The following is a 19,015-nucleotide window of genomic DNA, read 5'->3' as shown; positions in this document are numbered from 1 at the left end:
TGTTCTCTCTTGGTTGAAAGATCTGATCGCAGAACCAGCTTTTAGTTCACTTCTATTTTTATCCCGAGTTCAGGTTATTTAGCTCATCGGCAACGGTTTACGGCGATCCTGACATTGTGCCGATTACGGAAGACTCTCCAACGGGGGCTACCACTAACCCATACGGTCGCAGCAAGTACATGGTGGAAGAGTGCTTGAGCGATTTGTTTAATGCAGAAAACGATTGGAGCGTGAGTTTGCTGCGCTACTTCAACCCTGTTGGTGCGCATCCATCGGGCACTATGGGTGAAGACCCTCAGGGCATCCCAAACAACTTGATGCCCTTTATCGCGCAAGTGGCAGTAGGCCGCCGCGAAAAACTGTCGGTATTTGGCAATGACTACCCAACGCCGGATGGCACAGGCGTGCGTGATTACATCCACGTGATGGACTTGGCTGATGGCCATATCGCAGCGCTGAAATCGGTAGGTGAAAAAGCAGGTTTGCACATTTACAACCTAGGCACGGGCAAAGGCTCTAGCGTGCTTGAAATGGTAGAAGCGTTCGCAGCGGCTTGCGGTAACCCAGTGCCTTACGAACTTTGTCCTCGTCGTCCTGGTGACATTGCAGAATGCTGGGCAAGTACAGATAAAGCGGAGCGAGACCTTGGCTGGAAAGCGACGCGCAGTGTTGCTGAAATGACGGCTGATACGTGGAACTGGCAGTCAAATAACCCGCAAGGCTATTCCCCTGCGTAATTGAAGCTGCAGCGTTGTTGATTGGCCGCCTAGCTGCAACTCCAATTTCATTGGGGAATGCAGATGAAAGAAATTCTAAAAGTTGAGTAAGTAAGATGTCGAATGTTGAATTTAACCCAGTGGATCACCCACACCGTCGTTACAACCCACTAACGGGTCAGTGGATTTTGGTGTCACCGCATCGTGCAAAACGCCCTTGGAGTGGCGCTGATGAGAAACCTGCGATTGATGAGCTACCAAGCTACGACGAGAAGTGTTTCCTTTGCCCAACAAACGAGCGTATTTCTGGTGATGTAAACCCAGATTACCAAGGCACGTATGTGTTCCAAAATGACTTTGCAGCACTGATGGTGGACTCTCCAGATGCTCCTGAGTCAGATAACCCACTGTTCAAAACACAAGGTGTGCGCGGTTTGAGCCGAGTGATTTGTTTCTCGCCTGATCACAGCAAAACTTTGCCTGAGCTACCGGTCGACAAAATTCGTGGCGTGATTGACACATGGAATGATCAAATCGAAGAGCTGGGTAAAGACTACGTTTGGGTTCAAGCATTCGAGAACAAGGGCGAGACCATGGGTTGTTCTCAGCCTCACCCGCACGGCCAAATCTGGGCAAACAGTTTCTTGCCAAACGAAATCGAGCGCAAAGAACACAACTTAAAAGCGTACTACCAAGAGCATGGCAGTAACTTGCTGGTGGATTACGTGCAAGCTGAGCTTAAAGATGGTTCACGCACAGTGGTTGAGACCGAGCACTGGGTTGCAGTTGTTCCTTACTGGGCAGCATGGCCATTCGAAACCATGCTACTTCCTAAAACGCACATTCGTCGAATGAGTGAGCTAACCGATGAGCAACGTGATGACCTTGCGGTTGCAATCAAAAAGCTCACCAGCCGTTACGACAACCTATTCCAATGCTCTTTCCCTTACTCAATGGGCTGGCATTACGCGCCATTCTTTGAAGAAGGGGCTGATATTGACCATTGGCAACTGCATGCGTTGTTCTACCCGCCACTGTTACGTAGTGCAACGGTTCGTAAGTTCATGGTTGGTTATGAAATGCTGGCAGAAAGCCAACGCGACCTAACGGCAGAACAAGCGGCGCAGCGTCTGCGTGACCTAAGCGATGTGCATTACAAAGAGCAATAAACCAATTAATGAATAGCCGGAGTTATCGCTGGTTTTACCTAAAGCTCGGTCAAATTCCCTTTTATTCGGGAGGGGAGGGCTAACCCCCTCTAACTCCCCCTTATTAAGGGGGGAGGATTAGACCGAGTGAATACGAAACTGGAAATCAGGACTTAACGCTGGTTACATCAATACCAAATTTATAATTTAAGAGAACGTCCCTATGTCTGATCTAATCCAAAATGTGAAAACCTCTTTTGAACAAGTGCTGGGTTACGCCCCAAGTCATATTATTCAAGCGCCTGGTCGTGTAAACCTGATTGGTGAGCACACTGATTACAACGACGGTTTTGTACTGCCATGTGCGATCAACTACCAAACCGTTGTGGCGGCAGCGAAGCGTGAAGACAACCTAGTGCGCGTGGTTTCTGTGGATTACGGCAACGCCGTGGATGAGTTCGACATCACGCAAGAAATCACCTTCCAACAAGACAAAATGTGGGCGAACTACATTCGCGGTGTGGTGAAGTGTCTGCTTGCTCGTGGTTACCAATTCTCTGGTGCGGATATTTCTGTTAGCGGTAACGTCCCTCAAGGTGCGGGTTTAAGCTCGTCTGCAGCGTTGGAAGTCGTGATCGGTCAAACGTTCAAAGTGTTGTTCAATCTAGAAATCAGCCAAGCGGAAATCGCACTAAATGGGCAGCAAGCAGAGAACGAATTCGTCGGTTGTAACTGCGGCATTATGGACCAAATGATTTCGGCAGAAGGTCGTGCAAACCACGCTATGCTATTGGACTGCCGTAGTCTAGAAACAGAAGCTGTATCGATGCCTGAAGACATGGCCGTGGTGATCATCAACTCAAACAAAAAACGTGGCTTGGTCGACAGCGAATACAACACGCGTCGTGAGCAGTGTGAAGAAGCCGCGCGTATCTTCGGTGTGAAAGCACTGCGCGATGTGACGATTGAGCAGTTTAACGAGAAAGTGTCCGAGCTGGATGAAATGGTCGCAAGACGCGCTCGTCACGTGATCACAGAAAACGATCGCACGGTAGAAGCGGCGCAAGCACTTCGCGCACACGACATGAAGCGTATGGGTGAACTGATGGCTGAGTCTCATGCTTCTATGCGTGATGATTTCGAAATCACAGTCAGAGAAATCGATACGTTAGTTGAGATGGTGAAAGAAGTGATTGGCGAGCAAGGCGGCGTGCGCATGACAGGCGGCGGCTTTGGTGGTTGTATCGTTGCAATGGTACCGCCAGCATTGGTTGACGAAGTGAAAGCAACGGTAGAAGCGAAGTACCAAACAGCAACGGGTTTGAAAGAATCCATCTACGTGTGCCAAGCGAAAAACGGTGCTGGTTTAGTCGAAGTGCTTTAAGTGAAAAATTGCTTTAAGTTCAAAGTGCTTTAAGACGCAGTAGGAGCGAGAGATGACTGAGCCATTAACTATCACGATGACACAGCAGGCCGCCTTTGATGGCGCGCCTGCCAACGTTGTCGAGCTGAAAAATAACACAGGCATGAGCATTACCTTTATGGATATTGGCGCGACATGGCTGAGTTGTCGTTTACCTTTGGCGAATGGGGAGTTGCGTGAAGTGCTTCTCGGAGTGGGGACGATGGGGAGTTTCATGCAGCAACAGTGTTACATGGGTGTCACTGTTGGTCGCTACGCAAACCGCATCGCCAATGGTCTTTTTGAAGTGAATGGCGAAGTATTTCAAGTGTCTACTAACCAAGCGGGCAACTGTCTGCATGGTGGTGAAGAAGGTTTTGATAAACGTCGTTGGAAGATTGAGTCGCACTCCAATCAGCAAGTGACGTTCTCTTTGTTGTCTGAAGATGGCGATCAAGGTTTTCCAGGTAATCTAGAAGTGCAAGTGACGTATACGTTGACTGATGATAACCAAGTGAGCATTGAGTACTTCGCTAAGGCAGACAAAGCGACACCGATCAACTTGACCAACCATGCCTACTTCAATTTGTTGGGAGCAGAAGCGGACTTAGATTGTCGTTCGCATCGCTTAACCATCGTTGCAAGCCAATACTTACCAACCTCTGAGGTCGGTATTCCGCTTGGTGAATTGCAAGATGTGAAAGGCACTGGATTTGACTTTAGATGTGAAAAACCAGTTTCAGAACACTTCTTACAAGATGAACAGCAGATTGCCGCCAAAGGGTATGATCATAGCTACCTATTTGATGCTCATCGTGATGTTTCAAAACCAGTTGCGCTGGTGGTTTCTCCTGATGAAAAAGTGCACCTGTCAGTGGTGACAAACAAGCCTGCGATGCAATTGTACACGGGCAACTGGTTAGCTGGCGCACCAAATCGTCGTGGCGGTGAATATAACGATTACGCGGGTCTGGCGTTAGAAACGCAGTTTTTACCAGATTCGCCAAACCATGCTGAGTGGGCGCAGACAAGCTGTATTCTTGAGCCTGAACAAGAGTACCGCTTCTGCACCACTTATCAGTTTGCTTTCTAGGTAAACTGAGCATTTTCAAGCTTTTGGGTTACCGTAGGCTTTTTGCTCACAGTAGGTCAAAAGCTCATCAAAAGTTGGCAAAATAACGCTCTCTACAAACACCCCAAAAAGAAAAAGCTCTGTCACTTCGGTGGCAGAGCTTTTACTTTGTAACCTTTCTGGGCACTGAATAGCGCGATATCTTAAAGGCGATCCACCGAGTTACGGCGCACTAAAGTTGGGCTAAAGATGATGGTGTCATCTTCCACTTGTTCATCACGCGATAACGCTAATGCCAAACGCGCAGCACGCTCTGCCATCATTTCGATTGGGTAACGAATCGTGGTCAAACTTGGATTGACGAAGCGAGCAATTAAGCCATCGTCGAAGCCAACCATGGACACTTTTTCTGGTACGTCGATACCATTTTGGTCTAACGCCGCCAGCGCACCTGCTGCCATGTAGTCGTTGTACGCCACGACGCCAGTGATTGCGAGTGATTTGGTCAGCAGATTGGTCATGGCTGTTTCGCCGCCGTCACTGTTTGGTTCACCATATTCGACATAGCTTTTTGATAGCTCGATATCGTGATCTTTCAGTGCCGCTTGGTAACCTTGTAAACGTTCGTCGGTATCTTCGATGTCATGGGATGAGGCGATACAAGCGATCTTGGTATGACCATGACGAATCAGATATTCCGTCGATAAGTACGCGCCCTTGCGGTTATCAAGAGAGATACAACGCTCTGCCAACTCAGGGATATGGCGGTTGATCAACACCATGCCTTTGACTTCTTTGGCGTAACCAATCAGTTCTTCGTCTGATAAGCCTTTAGAGTGAATCACAATGGCTTCACAGCGGCTGTTGATCAGAAGTTCTAGCGCTTGGCGTTCGTCTTCTGGGTTGTGGTAGCCATTACCAATCAGAATGTGTTTGCCGTTTTCACGCGCCACGTTATCTACCGATTTCACCAGGGTGCCGAAGAACGGGTCTGAGACATCACCCACAAGCACGCCCATGGTGTTGGTACTTTGGCTGACGAGTGCACGCGCTGCTGCGTTTGGACGGTAGCCCAGTTTGCTCATTGCTTGCGTCACTGCGTCGATAGAAGATTGGCTTGCTTTCGGTGATTTATTGATCACGCGAGAGACGGTCGCGACCGATACGCCGGCTTCTTTCGCGACATCCTTGATTGTTGCCATGAGGGACCTTTCGTGGGCTAAAAAACGTTAATTGGAGTATTAAACACCCATTGTGTAATAAGTGCAATCAACACCATTTTTATATTGCGATGAATTTGTTCTTACTCTATGAATTTATTGAATATATGTGATGTGTAAACGTTATCTTAGATGAGGTGTTGGTTAGGCGCATAAAAACAAAAAATCGCGGTCATTGATGTGACCGCGATTTGTCGTTTCTATTTTCTCTTTACAGGCCACAGAAAATGGCCCTCAGAATGCTAGTTGTTGTTCATCCAATCAACCATTTGAGTTTTGTACACATCGCTGTTGCCGCCAAAGATAGCTTGTACGCCTGTACCGACTCGCACCACACCCGCTGCACCAAGTGCTTTCAATTTCGCTTCGTCGACTTTGTCTTGCTCTGCGACTTGGATGCGCAATCGAGTGATACAAGCATCGGTGCTTAAGATATTTTGTTTGCCGCCAAACGCGCTAACCAACTCACTGGCAAACTCTGAACTGGTGTCATTGACGGCTTTGCTGCTGTCTTGATCTTCACGCCCTGGTGTTTTCAGATCGAACGTCTTAATGAACCAAGTGAACACAACGTAGTACAGCGCTGCGTATGCCAAACCTAATGGGATGATCATCCAACCTTTGGTCGAAATACCAAAGAAGGTCACGTAGTCGATAAGACCTGCACTAAAGCTGTAGCCATGTTTTACGCCCAGCATGATACACAGTGGGTAAGCCAGACCCGCAATGATCGCGTGAATCACGTAAAGAACAGGCGAGATGAACAAGAACGCAAACTCGATAGGCTCAGTGATACCAGTTAGGAACGACGTTAGCGCAGCTGAGATCATGATGCCCATAACTTTGGTGCGGTTCTCTGGTTTTGCTGCACGGCCAATCGCAATTGCCGCCGCAGGAAGACCAAACATCTTGAATAGGTAACCACCTGCTAGGTTGCCCGCATTTGGGGCGCCAGCGAAGAAGCGAGGGATCTCTCCGTGGAATACTTGACCAGCAGCGTTCACAAACTCACCGGCTTGAAGCTGAATAATTACGTTAATCACATGGTGCAGACCGAATGGGATCAGAGCACGCTCTGCGGTGCCGTAAGCCCAGAATGCGACCAATGGGTTTTGCTCGGTTGCCCATGTGCCAAACCAATCAATGCCCGAGCCAATTGGCTGCCAAATAAAGGCAATCGCAATGCCCAAAAACAGCATAGAAAATGACGTTACGATCGGGACAAATCGTTTACCCGCGAAGAAGGCCAAGTAAGCTGGCATCTTAATGGTGTAGAAGCGGTTAAACATATACGCACCAACTGCACCGGAGATGATGCCGCCGAGCACACCTGTGTCGATATGGTCCACACCCAGCACGCCAGCCATGACTTTTAGCGTCGCGACTAATACGTAATAACCAATACCTGCCGCAACCGCACCAACACCATCATTGTTGGTAAATGAGATAGCAACGCCAAGCGCAAAGATAAGTGGCAGGTTACCAAATACCGCGCCACCCGCTTCTGCCATCAATTCAGAAACCACGGGTGGAATGAACCCAAATTGCGCCGAGCCAATACCCAAAAGAATACCGGCTGCCGGCATCGAGGCAATTGGCAACATGAGCGCCTTACCGACCTTAGAAAGGTTGGCAAAAAAGTTAGCAAACATAAAAATACTCCAACTTGTTAGATAAAAATCTTGAGTGGCGCAGTCATGAATAAACTGTGGGAAGCGGGGAGATTAGCGATAGCATCGTGATTATGGTTTGCGGGGGTTGGAGCATAAACATAAAAACTGGTTGCTATCGCTAAAGCTTTATAAGTGGTGTGCTGAGCTAAAAATAGGGCGCTTTTACTAATTGAAGGCCACTGTTTCGATTGCTCAACCATAGGACTGCGTCAGAATCTAAGTGTATTTTGGGGAAAAATAAGGCATGGAAAAACAGAGTGAATTTTGTTTTTCTTGTTCCTGATAACTAAGTTTTTAGACCTTTTTACTTGAATGAAGGCGTTAAACGCTAATATAAGGAACAGAATCTTAGTTTTGGAGTGCCTGTTTTGGAGAGTATTAATCTTTTTCGCTACTACGAACGTGTAGAGAGTTTTGATCTGCGAGAGGAATACGCGGTGACGCTTGCCGAGATTGCAGACAAGATGTTCACCAGCCCAAGGCATGCCCGAGCTATTCTCAAGCAGATGAATGCGCTCAACTGGATCGCTTGGATACCCAGAGTGGGGCGTAACCAACGTTCGACCTTAATTCGTAACATCGAGCGTACAGAGGTAAAGCGCTCTATTGCTCTTGAGTGGATCAAAGAGAGCAAATACGACCGAGCACTTGAGTTTCTTGGCTTCGACCAAGTCGTGTTTGAGCAACTGCTCAAGCAGACTTCCGGCGCCCAAGTGACAGAAGGCAAAGTCAGTGTGCAACTCACCTATAACCGCTCTTTTGCTACGCTCAATCCAATCACACCGCAACGAAACAGCGAGCGTTTCTTAATTCGTCAAATTCACGCTTGCTTGGTTTCTATGACATCTGATGGCGAGTTAGTCGGAAACATTGCGCATCATTGGCAAGCCGATGAAGAGTGGCGAACATGGACGTTTTATCTTCGTCCTTCCGTTTGCTTTCATCATGGCGGTAAAGTGGATGCAGAGTTGATGGTGAAGCTACTAAACCATTGGCAGCAGCTTCCATATTATCAAAATGAGCTCGATCACCTTGAAACGGTTTCCGTCGAGTCCCCTTATCGATTTTCCGTTCAACTTACTCGTCAAGACAAAGGATTCGCTGCATTATTGAGTGATCTGAAGTACTCCTTACAACCTGTCGAGCAACTTAATAACCTATCTTCCGATAGCATCGGCTGTGGTATTTTCTCTCTGGAATCGCACACGAACAACAAACTTACCTTGGTGGCGAACGAGCGCTTCCACGGATTTCGCTCCCTCACAGATAAAGTCACCATCTGGTCGTTAAACAGTGACAAGAAAGAAGGTGCAAAGGCTTCCGATTACCCCCACGATTTACCTAAGACAGAGCAGTACTCGAAAAAGGTCATCACCAACTCTCCAGATGAAGAAGTGGAAGAGCGTATCATCGATGCCAAACATACTGCATCGAAAGATCGCGTGGAAGAAGGGTGCTTGTTTATGATTTTCAATCACACTCATTCTAACTTATCACACGCTCAGCGACGTTGGCTGAGCGATGCCTTGAGTGGTGAGAACATTTGGCAGCAGTTGGAGCGCAACGAAACCACCTTCGGAGCTGAGATCGCACATAACTTTTTCCCCTTCTGGCACAACGTCAAATACCTGAGAAGCGATGAAGTAGCGCTACCTAGTTCAATCCGAATCGCCTGTTATTCCCATCTTGGTATTCAACGTGGTGCGAGAGCCGCTGAGCAAATCTTGATGGAGCATGGCATCAAGGTTGAAGTAAACGTTTATTCGTTTGAAGCATTCATTGAAAAAGCGTCTGGAGAGGGCTTTAGTGAAGAGGTTGTCTTAAGCAGCTTTAACTTGGATGACAACCGACAAGTCTCGGCTTTACTGTTTTTCCTCAGCGATCCTGTTTTGCACGCCACGATCGGATCTGACGTCAGCGACTGGCTGGTGGCTGAGATCAACCAAATTCGACAGTTTAGCGCTCCGGAAGATTACCTCACTAAGTTAGAGCAACTTGGCTCTGTGCTGATCTATGAAGGCGTGGTTAGTCCTATGCTTCACCACCGACAAACACTTAGCTTTCAAGACATATTCAAAGGTGTAGAGATCACGGCGTGGGGGTGGCCGAAGTTGAGTGAGATTTGGTAAAGGTCGATTGTAATCAGCACGATCTTTGCTCATCAAAATGCGATCTTCACCTCTTGTATTTAAAGTACTAACTGATAATGTAGAGTTTGTTCTAGTAAAATTTTACTTGAGGTTTTAATCAATGGAAACGATCGCTTACTCAGACTTCGCAAAATTAGAAATTCGCACCGGAAAAATCATCGAAGTAGCTCGTCACGAAAACGCAGATAAGCTGTATATCGTGCAGATCGACATCGGTGAGAAAACACTGCAAACCGTCACCAGTTTGGTGCCTTACTACACAGAAGAAGAGTTGATGGGGAAACAAGTGGTGGTGCTATGTAATCTCGCGAAAGCTAAGATGCGTGGTGAAACCTCTGAGTGCATGTTGCTGTGTGCTGAAACCGATGATGAATCAGAAAGTGTTCTGCTAACGCCTGAGCGCGCGATGCCTGCTGGTGTGAGGATCGTTTAGTACCCTTAAAGCTTACTCAAATAAAAACAGCGCTGATAGAGCGCTGTTTTTTTATTCTGTTCTTAAGAGTGTTGAGCAATTAGGTTATCAATCAACTCATAATGATGATCTTGTACGCCCGCTAAGTTGCCGTATTTTGGCTGGTGGCGGTCGTTCTCTTTGGCATGATGCCAACCAACGGTATGGCGAACGAAGTGCTCAGCAAAGGCATGGGAGACTTCCAAGCATCCAGCGAGGACCGTATCAACATAGCTTTGCATGATGGGACTGAGCGAGCAGGGTGGTAACGGAGCGTTTTTCACATAAACCCAAATGCTGTGCTCAGAGTTAAAAGTGGCCTCTGTTTCAATCTGATCAGGACGGATTTGAATGCGATGGTAGCCACGTTCGCGTCGGTCAAACTCCGCTAGCGCTTGATCGTCGACTTCAAGCAGTACGCCATTGACTTGCCCTTCGCCTTCATTCACAACCAAGGGTGACAAGATATAGCTGTCGTCAACTTTGCCCCAATAGCGCACCAGACCATGAGCGATGACTGGGATGGCTTCTCCCGTTTGACCCGTTAACTTGCGCGAGGCGGCATTGATTAAACTGCCGTAGCCAAATATATACATCTCGATTGCTTCCCTTACTTCGACGAAATCACTGTTATCCGTTATACCTAAACACTACCAACCAAGCAACGCATGAAGCACAGGTTTTACCTCGAAAGGATAGTTTGATCTTATAACGTGTATTTTTTATGCATGTTTGTGTTAATATCGAACGCGTAGAATTTTTGAACGGTATCAAATGGGTACTTAAGGGCATCACAATGCTGAATATCACCGATAAAAAAGTGGAAGAGAAAATCCCTGCATGGCTGCGATTAGGGTTTAGACCGTTTTTCCTGTTTGGCTCTATTTATGCTGTTGTCGCAATTGCGGTATGGGTATGGATGTTCCAAACCGGACAGCCAAGTACATTGAGTGTTCCAGCGTTGTGGTGGCACGTTCATGAAATGTTATTTGGTTTTTCAATGGCAATAGTAGTGGGCTTTGTGCTGACTGCAGTGCAAAACTGGACAGGCATTAACGGCACGAAACACTACACCTTGTTAGCGATATTTACACTGTGGCTTGCACCGAGAATACTGCTTTGGACACCAGCACCACTTTGGTTAACCAGCAGCATTGAAGCGCTGTTTTTGCTGTTTGTGGCGTACGAAGTGGGCATTCGTGTTTACCGCGCGAAAGGCTGGCGTAATCTATTCTTTGTGCCGTTATTCTTGCTCGCCATCTTTGCTAACTTTGCCAGTTACGCAACGGTGAAAGGCATGCCGCCATTTACCTCGTCTGCGGTATGGCAAGCGATGCTTTGGTGGTTCACTCTGCTGCTTTCTGTCATGGGCGGACGAGTGATTCCATTCTTCACCGCTCGTCGATTTAACTTCGAAAAGGCTCAACCGCTAATGTGGTTAGATTGGCTAGCAAACCTACCTTTGGTCATGTTGTTCGTATTGAGTTTCTTCCCTGTAACATTTGCAGGACTTGGTCAGCCACTTATGTTGTTTGCCGGAGTGGCGCAGTTGGTTCGATTCCTGCGCTGGAAGCCTTGGCTGACACTTAGCGAGCCGTTGGTGTGGTCGTTACATGCGGCTTATTTGTGTCTGCCTCTGAGTCTGATCCTACGTGGCAGTTGGGATAATGCGTTTGCGAACCACAACTTAATTCATCTGTTTGCTATCGGCGCATTAGGTGGATTGATCTTAGCTATGATTGCTCGAGTGACTATGGGGCACACAGGTCGCATGATTTATAAAGGCCCGAACATGAGCATCGCTTTTGCCGCCGTGATTGGTGCGGCGTTAGCAAGAAGCTTAGGCGTGATTTTTGACCCTTCACACATGCTACTTTGGATTGATGTCAGTGCAGCCTTGTGGATTCTGGCTTTCGGTATGTTCGTATGGCGATTCGGAATGATGCTGATGAAACCAAGAGTGGATGGTCATCCCGGATAGTCACAGTTAAGATTTGATAAAGAAGGGCTCAACCAACGGTGTGAGTCCTTTTTATTTGAGCTTGCTTCCGCAAATGACCCACAATTAGTAAGGTAATTGTTAAGAATGTGAAAAACGTTGAATTCTATAGTGGGATTTGAGCGTGCTAGAAGGTGCGGACTCCGCTACTCTGTAGATGTTATTGCTCGTATGCACATGAGTGATTAACTAGCCAATTGACGTTTAAGACCCATAGGTGTCTCTCGTGTAATTACATGGCCGCTTAGTTCTATCCCTCCGTGGAACTAAGCGGCGTTTTTCGTTTTGTGGCTAGATAAAATTAGATATTCCCTTCACTGAAGTCTTTTTGGAAATACAGCACTTTCTGTAGATAGCGTCTCGCTTCACCTTTTGGATGTTGAGTGGTTAGCGCATTATAGACTTGAGTTGGGTTGAGGCTGTTAAGCTCATTCATCGCGCGTTTTCGGTCACTATCGAATGTAGAAAGCACGCCACCTGTGCCGCCGTTATAGGCTGAAATCATACTAAAGTGTTTCGAAGTAGGATGTTTTACATCTCTTAGATAGCGATTCTTCAATATGTAGAAATACGCGACTCCGGTATCAATGTTATTGGCAGGATCGAACAAGTACTCTTTGGTTGGAATGCCCGGTTTGTTTTTCACCAAATTAAACACATCTGCCCCCGCTGTTTTGGGGATTACTTGCATCAAGCCGTAAGCACCGGCATGAGAAACCGCATAAGGGTTAAAGCTACTTTCGGTTTTGATCACGGCAAAGATAAGGTCTTCTGGCAATCCATACCGTTTAGCAGCATCGCGAACCAAGCCTGCATATTGATACTCACGTTGCTCTAGGTGATCTTTCACCATATTGATTTCGACATAGTAAGCACTGCCGCGTTTGATGGCTTTCTTTTGTAGCTTATTCTCGATCAGGTAATCCGAATAACGATTAGCACGCCATTCCCACTCTATTGGTTTACCATCTTGATCAAGCACTTGGCCAAGCAAGAAGGGTTTTCCACGCAGAACCGCTTCTTTGTCACTAAACAATTCTGCATGAGTTGGATCGGCAGGCATGAGCAGAGTTTGAACGATGGCTTTTTGCAGCTTCTCCGTTGGTTGGTACTGAGAAATTGTCGAAACATAAATCTTACCCGTTTCGAAGTCGATGTGTGCTCGGGTGTTGTAACCGTCAAGGTACTTCACGTAACGGTGTTTGCCTGCTTCAACGAACTCATCTTCACCCCAGCGATCTTTGGCTTTTTGAGCGATGTAAGCCAGTAACTGTTTGATGTTGTCTTCGTTCGATGCGCTTGGCGGCTTTACATAAGGAGGAACGTAGTCATCACATGCGCATGGTGGTGTTTCTTCAGGAGCGACAGAACAACCACCGAGAAGGAGTAAGCTCAGGATTAGCGATTTCTTCATCGGATACCGATTAAATTAGAGGTGAGGGCAATTGCCGACTGAAGAAAATAATAAGTAAGAGTGCTAATCGCCTGAAATTAAAACTTTTTGTGCTTTCGATAGAAGCGTTTGATGCTGAGTATTCACCGGAAAAAGAAAAAGCCTGCGGGGTGCAGGCTTTGTATTAGGAGAGTCCAATTTAACTTACTTGTGAGAGGCTAAAGACTTTCTGTTGCAGCTTCTCTTTTAGATATTCTGCCAGTGCGATTTTCTCCTCTTCGTTCATGTATAAACCAAGTTTTGTACGACGCCATAAGATGTCTTCATCGGTGAGCGCCATTTCGTGATTCATCAAGTAATCAATTTCACGTTGATATACGCCATTTGCTTGCTCTGAGAAGCAATGACCAAGATCTTCTACGCTGTTAGTGCCTTCCATTAGGTCCCAAGTTTGTGTACCAAACTGAGTCACGTAGCGCAGCAACATCGCTTCTGATGCCCATGAGTACTTCGCATGAATCATCTTCGCCAATTGCTCACGGCTGCAACTGAAGTTACCTCCAGGAAGGGTTTGGTTTGCCGTCCAGTCTTTACCCATTTCAGGTAGGTAAGGTGCAAGTTTCTTCATTGCTGCTTCACCAAGCTTACGGTAAGTCGTGAGCTTGCCACCGAACACTGAAAGTAAAGGTGCGTGGTCGTATTCAGCGTCCAGTTCTAGTGTGTAGTCACGTGTGATCGCTTGCGGTGAGTCAGACTCATCATCACACAACGGGCGTACACCACTGTATGTCCATACCACGTCTTCGCGGCTTAGCTGGTGGACAAAGTGTTGGTTAACGATATCGATCAAGTAATCGACTTCATCTTCGGAAATCGCGACTTCACGCGGATCGCCTTTGTATTCCACATCTGTTGTACCAATGATCGAGAACTTATCTAGGTAAGGGATCATAAATACGATGCGGTTATCTTTGTTTTGTAGGATGTAGGCTTGCGGCTCGTTGTGGATACGAGGAACAACGATGTGCGAGCCTTTGATCAAACGAATGTTGCGAGGGGAGGTTTGTTCTAATCCTTCATCAAAGAACTGTTTCACCCATGGACCAGCAGCGTTAACCAGAGCTTTCGCTTTGCGTTCGAAACGTTGGTCTGTGGTGACGTCATGAATAGTGACATGCCAAATGCCGCCTTCACGGTGTGCTTTTTCTACGCGGCAGTAGTTGCGAACTTCTGCGTTATTCTCTTTAGCCGCTAGAACGTTCAACAACACCAAGCGTGCGTCATCTACCCAACAATCTGAGTATTCGAAACCGGTTTTCATTTCAGGTTTTAATAGACCTGATTTTGCTAGGTTGACGGTTTTGCTGCCTGGAAGAGTGGTTCGTTTACCCAAGTTATCGTAAAGGAACAAGCCACAGCGGATCATCCAAGCTGGGCGTAAAAATGGACGATGAGGTAAACGGAAGCGCATTGGCAGAGCCACATGAGGCGCTTTGCGTAAGATCACTTCACGCTCAGCGAGCGCTTCCGAAACCAAACGAAACTCATAGTGTTCAAGGTAACGTAATCCACCGTGGATCAGTTTTGAACTTGCAGAAGAGGTTGCCGATGCGAAGTCGTTAGCTTCATACAAACCGACGCTTAAACCACGGCCAGCAGCATCTGCAGCAATACCAGCCCCGTTAATGCCGCCGCCGATCACGATCATGTCTAGAGTAGGGGATGAATTCGTCGTGGAAGCATTTTGTTGGATACTCATAAATTTGACCTCTTGGTGAGCGAACGAGCATTTTAGAACATGAGCTTATCCTAGCTTAGGTTTCGTTTGTGGTCATTATTTATTTTCGTTTATGAGCGTTTTGTGTGATTTGGGCACAAAAAAACCTCTGCCTAATTAAGACAGAGGTCATTTATGCGCGTAAATAGTGCGTGTAAACGCTATTCGGTTATGGTTCTTTCCATTTGCGTATCAACCACTTCGAGCGGAACGGCTGCTTCTTTTAGAATCGCAAGAATCTCTTCTGGTGGTTGTTTGTTGGTAAATACCATGTTCAATTGCGCGATATTGCCCAGTTTCACCATCGCATTACGACCAAACTTCGAATGGTCAACCGCAAGGAAAACGCTGCGGCTGTTATCGATAATCGCCTGTTTAACGCGAACTTCGTGGTAATCAAAGTCCAGTAGTGAGCCATCAAAATCGATACCACTGATGCCCAAAATACCGAAGTCGAGGCGGAATTGTTTGACGAAATCGAGTGTTGCTTCACCGACAATGCCGCCGTCTCGGTTGCGAACTTCACCGCCCGCCAAAATCACTTTGATCTCCGGGTTGGGTAAAAGAATGGTGGCAACATTAATGTTGTTGGTCACCACGCGAAGCTGTTTGTGGTTTTTATTGAGCGCTCGAGCGACGGCTTCTGGGGTCGTGCCAATATCAATAAACAAGGTTGCGCCATCTGGAATGTGTTTTACGAGTTCTTCTGCAATGACATCTTTTTCATTGAAGTTAAGCGCTTTACGCGTGTTGTATGACGTGTTCTCTGAACTGAGAGGAATGGTTGCACCACCGTGGTAGCGACGAATTTTGTTTTCATCTGCGAGGTCATTTAGGTCGCGGCGAATAGTTTGAGGACTAACATTAAATTTTTCTACCAGCTCATCCGTGCTGACATAGCCTTGTTTTTTCACCAACTCAACAATCTGTTGGTGTCTTGGTATTTGCTTCACTTAGCACTCCCTTGTGCACTGGTAATCGCCAATGCTTCAAAATCGAAAATAGAAACTTGCTCTATTGTGCTCGAATTAGCGCATTGTGAGAAGCTGTGGGAGTGTGGAATCCGCGATCGAACGCAAAAAAAGAGCGCCAACTCGGCGCTCTTTACGATTAATCAGGGGGAAACTAATCGTTTATCAGAAATTAATCGTCTTCGTCGTGAAGCTCAGACCAGGTTTGAGCACACTTAACTGCGCGCTTCCAACCTTTGTAACGACGGTTACGTTTCTCTTCATCATCATGTGGTTCGAATGTGCGATCGAGCACTGCTTTGTCTTGCAGTTCATCAATGCTATCCCAGAAACCAACCGCTAGACCAGCTAGGTAGGCTGCACCCAGAGCGGTCACTTCGGTCACTTGAGGGCGGTGAACTTCGGTATTTAGAACATCAGATTGGAACTGCATTAAGAAGTTGTTCGCCACTGCGCCGCCATCTACACGAAGGTTAGCTAGTTTAATGCCCGAGTCTGCTTGCATTGCATCTAGCACATCACGAGTTTGGTAAGCGATGCCTTCCAAAGTTGCGCGGATAATGTGGTTAGAGTTTACGCCACGAGTTAGACCGACAATCGTACCGCGAGCGTAAGCATCCCAATATGGTGCGCCCAAACCAGTAAACGCAGGAACAACGTAAACACCATTTGAAGTATCGACTTTAGTTGCGAAGTATTCCGAGTCTTCAGCGCCAGCCAGAATCTTCATTTCATCACGTAGCCATTGAATTGAAGCGCCACCCATGAACACTGCACCCTCAAGAGCGTAAGCTGGCTCGCCTTTTGGACCGCATGCTAGCGTAGTCAGCAGGCCATTTTTTGATGTGACCTTCTCTTGACCTGTGTTCATCAACAAGAAACAACCTGTACCGTAGGTGTTCTTCGCTTGGCCAGCTTCAACACACATCTGACCGTAAAGCGCGGCTTGTTGGTCACCTGCAATACCCGCGATTGGGATACGAGTACCACCTTTACCACCAATGTTAGTTTGACCGTAGATTTCTGATGAGCGTTTGACTTCTGGCATCATCGACGCTGGAATGCCTAATTCATCCAGCATTTTCTGATCCCAGCATAGGTCGTTAATGTTGAAAAGCATAGTGCGCGAAGCGTTGGTGTAATCGGTTACGTGAACGCGGCCTTGTGTCATTTTCCAAACCAGCCAAGTATCCACTGTACCGAATAACAACTTGCCCGCTTCCGCTTCTTCACGCGCGCCTTCAACGTTATCTAGAATCCACTTCACTTTTGTGCCAGAGAAGTAAGGGTCTAAAACCAGACCTGTATTGTCGCGAACGTAATCTTCTAGTCCGCGCGCCTTTAATTCTTCACAAATATCGGCAGTACGGCGACATTGCCACACGATCGCGTTGTAAACCGGCTTGCCTGTTTCTTTGTTCCATACAATTGTGGTTTCACGTTGGTTGGTAATACCGATACCAACAAGTTGGTCGCTACGGATACCGGTTTTTGCAAGTGCTTCAACCAAAGTAGAGCTTTGAGTTGCCCAGATTTCCATTGGGTCATGTTCAACCCAACCAGCCTCTGGATAAATCTGAGTAAATTCTCGCTGAGCGACGCTTACGATATTCGCGTCATGATCCAGAATGACAGCACGAGAGCTTGTCGTGCCTTGGTCTAGGGCAACAATGTATTTTTGCTCAGTCATGGTAAGAATCCTTTTGTTTCGTTATTTATATTTTAGTAAATGTTCGAATGAGTTGGTTTTAAGCTTGAGCTTGTTCTGCTTCTTCTTCGGTCTCGCACTGGTTAGGGATAGTACAGCCATGACCTTGTTGTGGCAGATATGCAGCAATCGCTTTCGGGTACAACCAACCACCGAAGCAAGCACCTGTGATAGGAGCAAGAATTGGAACAATAAAGTATGGGATTTCACGCGCACCGGTCAGTGCGTAATCCCAGCCGGCAAAGTAAGCAAACAGTTTAGGGCCGAAGTCACGAGCAGGGTTCATCGCAAAGCCAGTCAGTGGGCCTAAAGAACCACCGATAACCGCAATGAGAATACCGATAAGTAATGGGTTCATAGCGCCGCGAGGTGCACCGTTGTTCTCATCACCAAGAGCAAGAATGGCAAACATTAGCACTGCAGTAATCACGAATTCCACAGCAAAAGCGCCAAAGAAAGAGAGAGAAGCGTGTGGGTAAGTCGAGAAAATACCTGCTGTTGCTAATGCGTCTTGGCTGCTACGAACGAAATTGTGTGCGATTTCGTAATCAGTAAATAGGTTGCTGTACAAGCTGTAAACCAAAGCGGCAGAGCAAAATGCACCGAGCATTTGCGCAATGATATAAGGCACCACTTTCGCCTTATCGAATCCATGGAACATCGCCAGCGCGATGGTAACTGCAGGGTTGATGTGTGCACCGGATACGCCCGCAGTACAGTAAATTGCAATGGCGACGCCAAAGCCCCATACAATACTGATTTCCCATTGACCAAATTGAGCTCCGGTCAAAACGAGTGCAGCAACACAGCCTACGCCAAAAAAGATAAGTAATCCGGTACCGATAAACTCGGCCAAACATTCTCCGAGCAGTGAGGGGTGTTTGTTCGTTGTCATGTTAAGAGTCCTTTAATATTTATGCTTATCTAGCACGGTTCTATTGTGCATATATAAACGTTTGCGAAAACAAACGAGCGTTAAAAGTGAGCGTTTGAGCATAAATTTGTTAATCAAACTCTTCGTTTCTGTTAATTGACGCATCTTTTGCTCAAAAAGGAAACTCGATAAAACGATTCAGAAGCTTCTACTTCTATTTTTCGGCCTAAAACTACCGATGTGAAAATCAATGCACAAACTGGTAAGAGGAGTTTTGTGAAGCTGCTTCGCGAATGGTGGGAAATTACTCAGATTACTGGTTGAAAACTACCCCTAAAGAGCTAGCTGACACTAATGATGATAAGGGGGAGGCTGATATTGATGCGCTCGTTGCTCTGAGTTAAACCACCGTTAAGAATGAAGAAGTTTATTTGTGGTTGATACGACGTCTTTTACTAGAG

General features: G+C 46.8%; 14 protein-coding genes and 1 pseudogene. 7 read left to right on the top strand and 8 right to left on the bottom strand.

Going from position 1 to position 19,015, the window contains the following annotated elements:
- Positions 1-74: 74 nt before the first annotated feature.
- From galE to galM, 4 genes and pseudogenes are all read left to right on the top strand, one after another.
- Positions 75-737 (top strand): annotated as a pseudogene (gene galE, locus OQJ86_RS14280) (UDP-glucose 4-epimerase GalE); the annotation flags it as partial.
- 95 nt (positions 738-832) lie between these two features.
- Positions 833-1,885 (top strand): UDP-glucose--hexose-1-phosphate uridylyltransferase, encoded by a 1,053-nt coding sequence (locus OQJ86_RS14275; protein WP_265988168.1) that lies wholly within the window; start codon positions 833-835, stop codon positions 1,883-1,885.
- A gap of 202 nt (positions 1,886-2,087) precedes the next feature.
- Positions 2,088-3,248 carry a galactokinase gene (galK, locus tag OQJ86_RS14270; RefSeq protein WP_265988167.1) on the top strand — a complete coding sequence of 387 codons (1,161 nt, stop codon included), beginning with the start codon at positions 2,088-2,090 and terminating at the stop codon, positions 3,246-3,248.
- Between the two features lie 52 nt (positions 3,249-3,300).
- Entirely contained in the window at positions 3,301-4,359 is a 1,059-nt protein-coding gene (gene galM / locus OQJ86_RS14265) for a galactose-1-epimerase (protein WP_265988166.1), read from the top strand.
- A 182-nt stretch (positions 4,360-4,541) separates the two neighbouring features.
- On the opposite strand, the gene OQJ86_RS14260 is transcribed toward galM, so the two are convergent.
- Entirely contained in the window at positions 4,542-5,540 is a 999-nt protein-coding gene (locus tag OQJ86_RS14260; protein WP_265988165.1) for a substrate-binding domain-containing protein, read from the bottom strand.
- 260 nt (positions 5,541-5,800) lie between these two features.
- Positions 5,801-7,210 (bottom strand): PTS glucose transporter subunit IIBC, encoded by a 1,410-nt coding sequence (gene ptsG / locus OQJ86_RS14255; protein ID WP_265988164.1) that lies wholly within the window; start codon positions 7,208-7,210, stop codon positions 5,801-5,803.
- A 380-nt stretch (positions 7,211-7,590) separates the two neighbouring features.
- On the opposite strand from ptsG, the gene OQJ86_RS14250 reads away from it, so the two are divergent.
- On the top strand, positions 7,591-9,360 hold the full coding sequence (locus tag OQJ86_RS14250) for an SgrR family transcriptional regulator (protein WP_265988163.1): 1,770 nt from the start codon (positions 7,591-7,593) through the stop codon (positions 9,358-9,360).
- 121 nt (positions 9,361-9,481) lie between these two features.
- Positions 9,482-9,814: a tRNA-binding protein gene (locus tag OQJ86_RS14245; protein WP_005436572.1), complete on the top strand. Its 333-nt coding sequence runs from the start codon at positions 9,482-9,484 to the stop codon at positions 9,812-9,814.
- A 62-nt stretch (positions 9,815-9,876) separates the two neighbouring features.
- On the opposite strand, the gene OQJ86_RS14240 is transcribed toward OQJ86_RS14245, so the two are convergent.
- The gene (locus OQJ86_RS14240) at positions 9,877-10,428 is read right to left on the bottom strand and encodes a gamma-glutamylcyclotransferase family protein (RefSeq protein WP_265988162.1); all 552 of its coding nucleotides are present in this window, start codon (positions 10,426-10,428) and stop codon (positions 9,877-9,879) included.
- 200 nt (positions 10,429-10,628) lie between these two features.
- On the opposite strand from OQJ86_RS14240, the gene OQJ86_RS14235 reads away from it, so the two are divergent.
- Positions 10,629-11,813, top strand: a complete 1,185-nt coding sequence (locus OQJ86_RS14235) for an NnrS family protein (protein ID WP_265988161.1) — start codon at positions 10,629-10,631, stop codon at positions 11,811-11,813.
- Positions 11,814-12,132: 319 nt separating this feature from the next.
- Here the strand turns inward: OQJ86_RS14235 and mltC are convergent, their stop codons facing one another.
- From mltC to OQJ86_RS14210, 5 genes are all read right to left on the bottom strand, one after another.
- Positions 12,133-13,245 carry a membrane-bound lytic murein transglycosylase MltC gene (mltC, locus tag OQJ86_RS14230; protein WP_265988160.1) on the bottom strand — a complete coding sequence of 371 codons (1,113 nt, stop codon included), beginning with the start codon at positions 13,243-13,245 and terminating at the stop codon, positions 12,133-12,135.
- Positions 13,246-13,423: 178 nt separating this feature from the next.
- Positions 13,424-14,983, bottom strand: coding sequence for a glycerol-3-phosphate dehydrogenase (gene glpD / locus OQJ86_RS14225; protein WP_265988159.1), 1,560 nt, complete (start codon positions 14,981-14,983; stop codon positions 13,424-13,426).
- A gap of 179 nt (positions 14,984-15,162) precedes the next feature.
- Complete coding sequence (locus OQJ86_RS14220; RefSeq protein ID WP_039840211.1) at positions 15,163-15,954, bottom strand: DeoR/GlpR family transcriptional regulator; 792 nt, start codon at positions 15,952-15,954, stop codon at positions 15,163-15,165.
- Between the two features lie 190 nt (positions 15,955-16,144).
- On the bottom strand, positions 16,145-17,662 hold the full coding sequence (gene glpK / locus OQJ86_RS14215; protein ID WP_265988158.1) for a glycerol kinase GlpK: 1,518 nt from the start codon (positions 17,660-17,662) through the stop codon (positions 16,145-16,147).
- 58 nt (positions 17,663-17,720) lie between these two features.
- On the bottom strand, positions 17,721-18,575 hold the full coding sequence (locus OQJ86_RS14210) for an MIP/aquaporin family protein (RefSeq protein WP_265988157.1): 855 nt from the start codon (positions 18,573-18,575) through the stop codon (positions 17,721-17,723).
- Positions 18,576-19,015: the final 440 nt, after the last annotated feature.

The organism is Vibrio sp. Sgm 5 (assembly GCF_026241575.1).
GTDB lineage: Bacteria > Pseudomonadota > Gammaproteobacteria > Enterobacterales > Vibrionaceae > Vibrio > Vibrio jasicida.
Note: the sequence above shows the minus strand (reverse complement) of the source record. Positions and strands in the feature narration are given on the sequence as shown.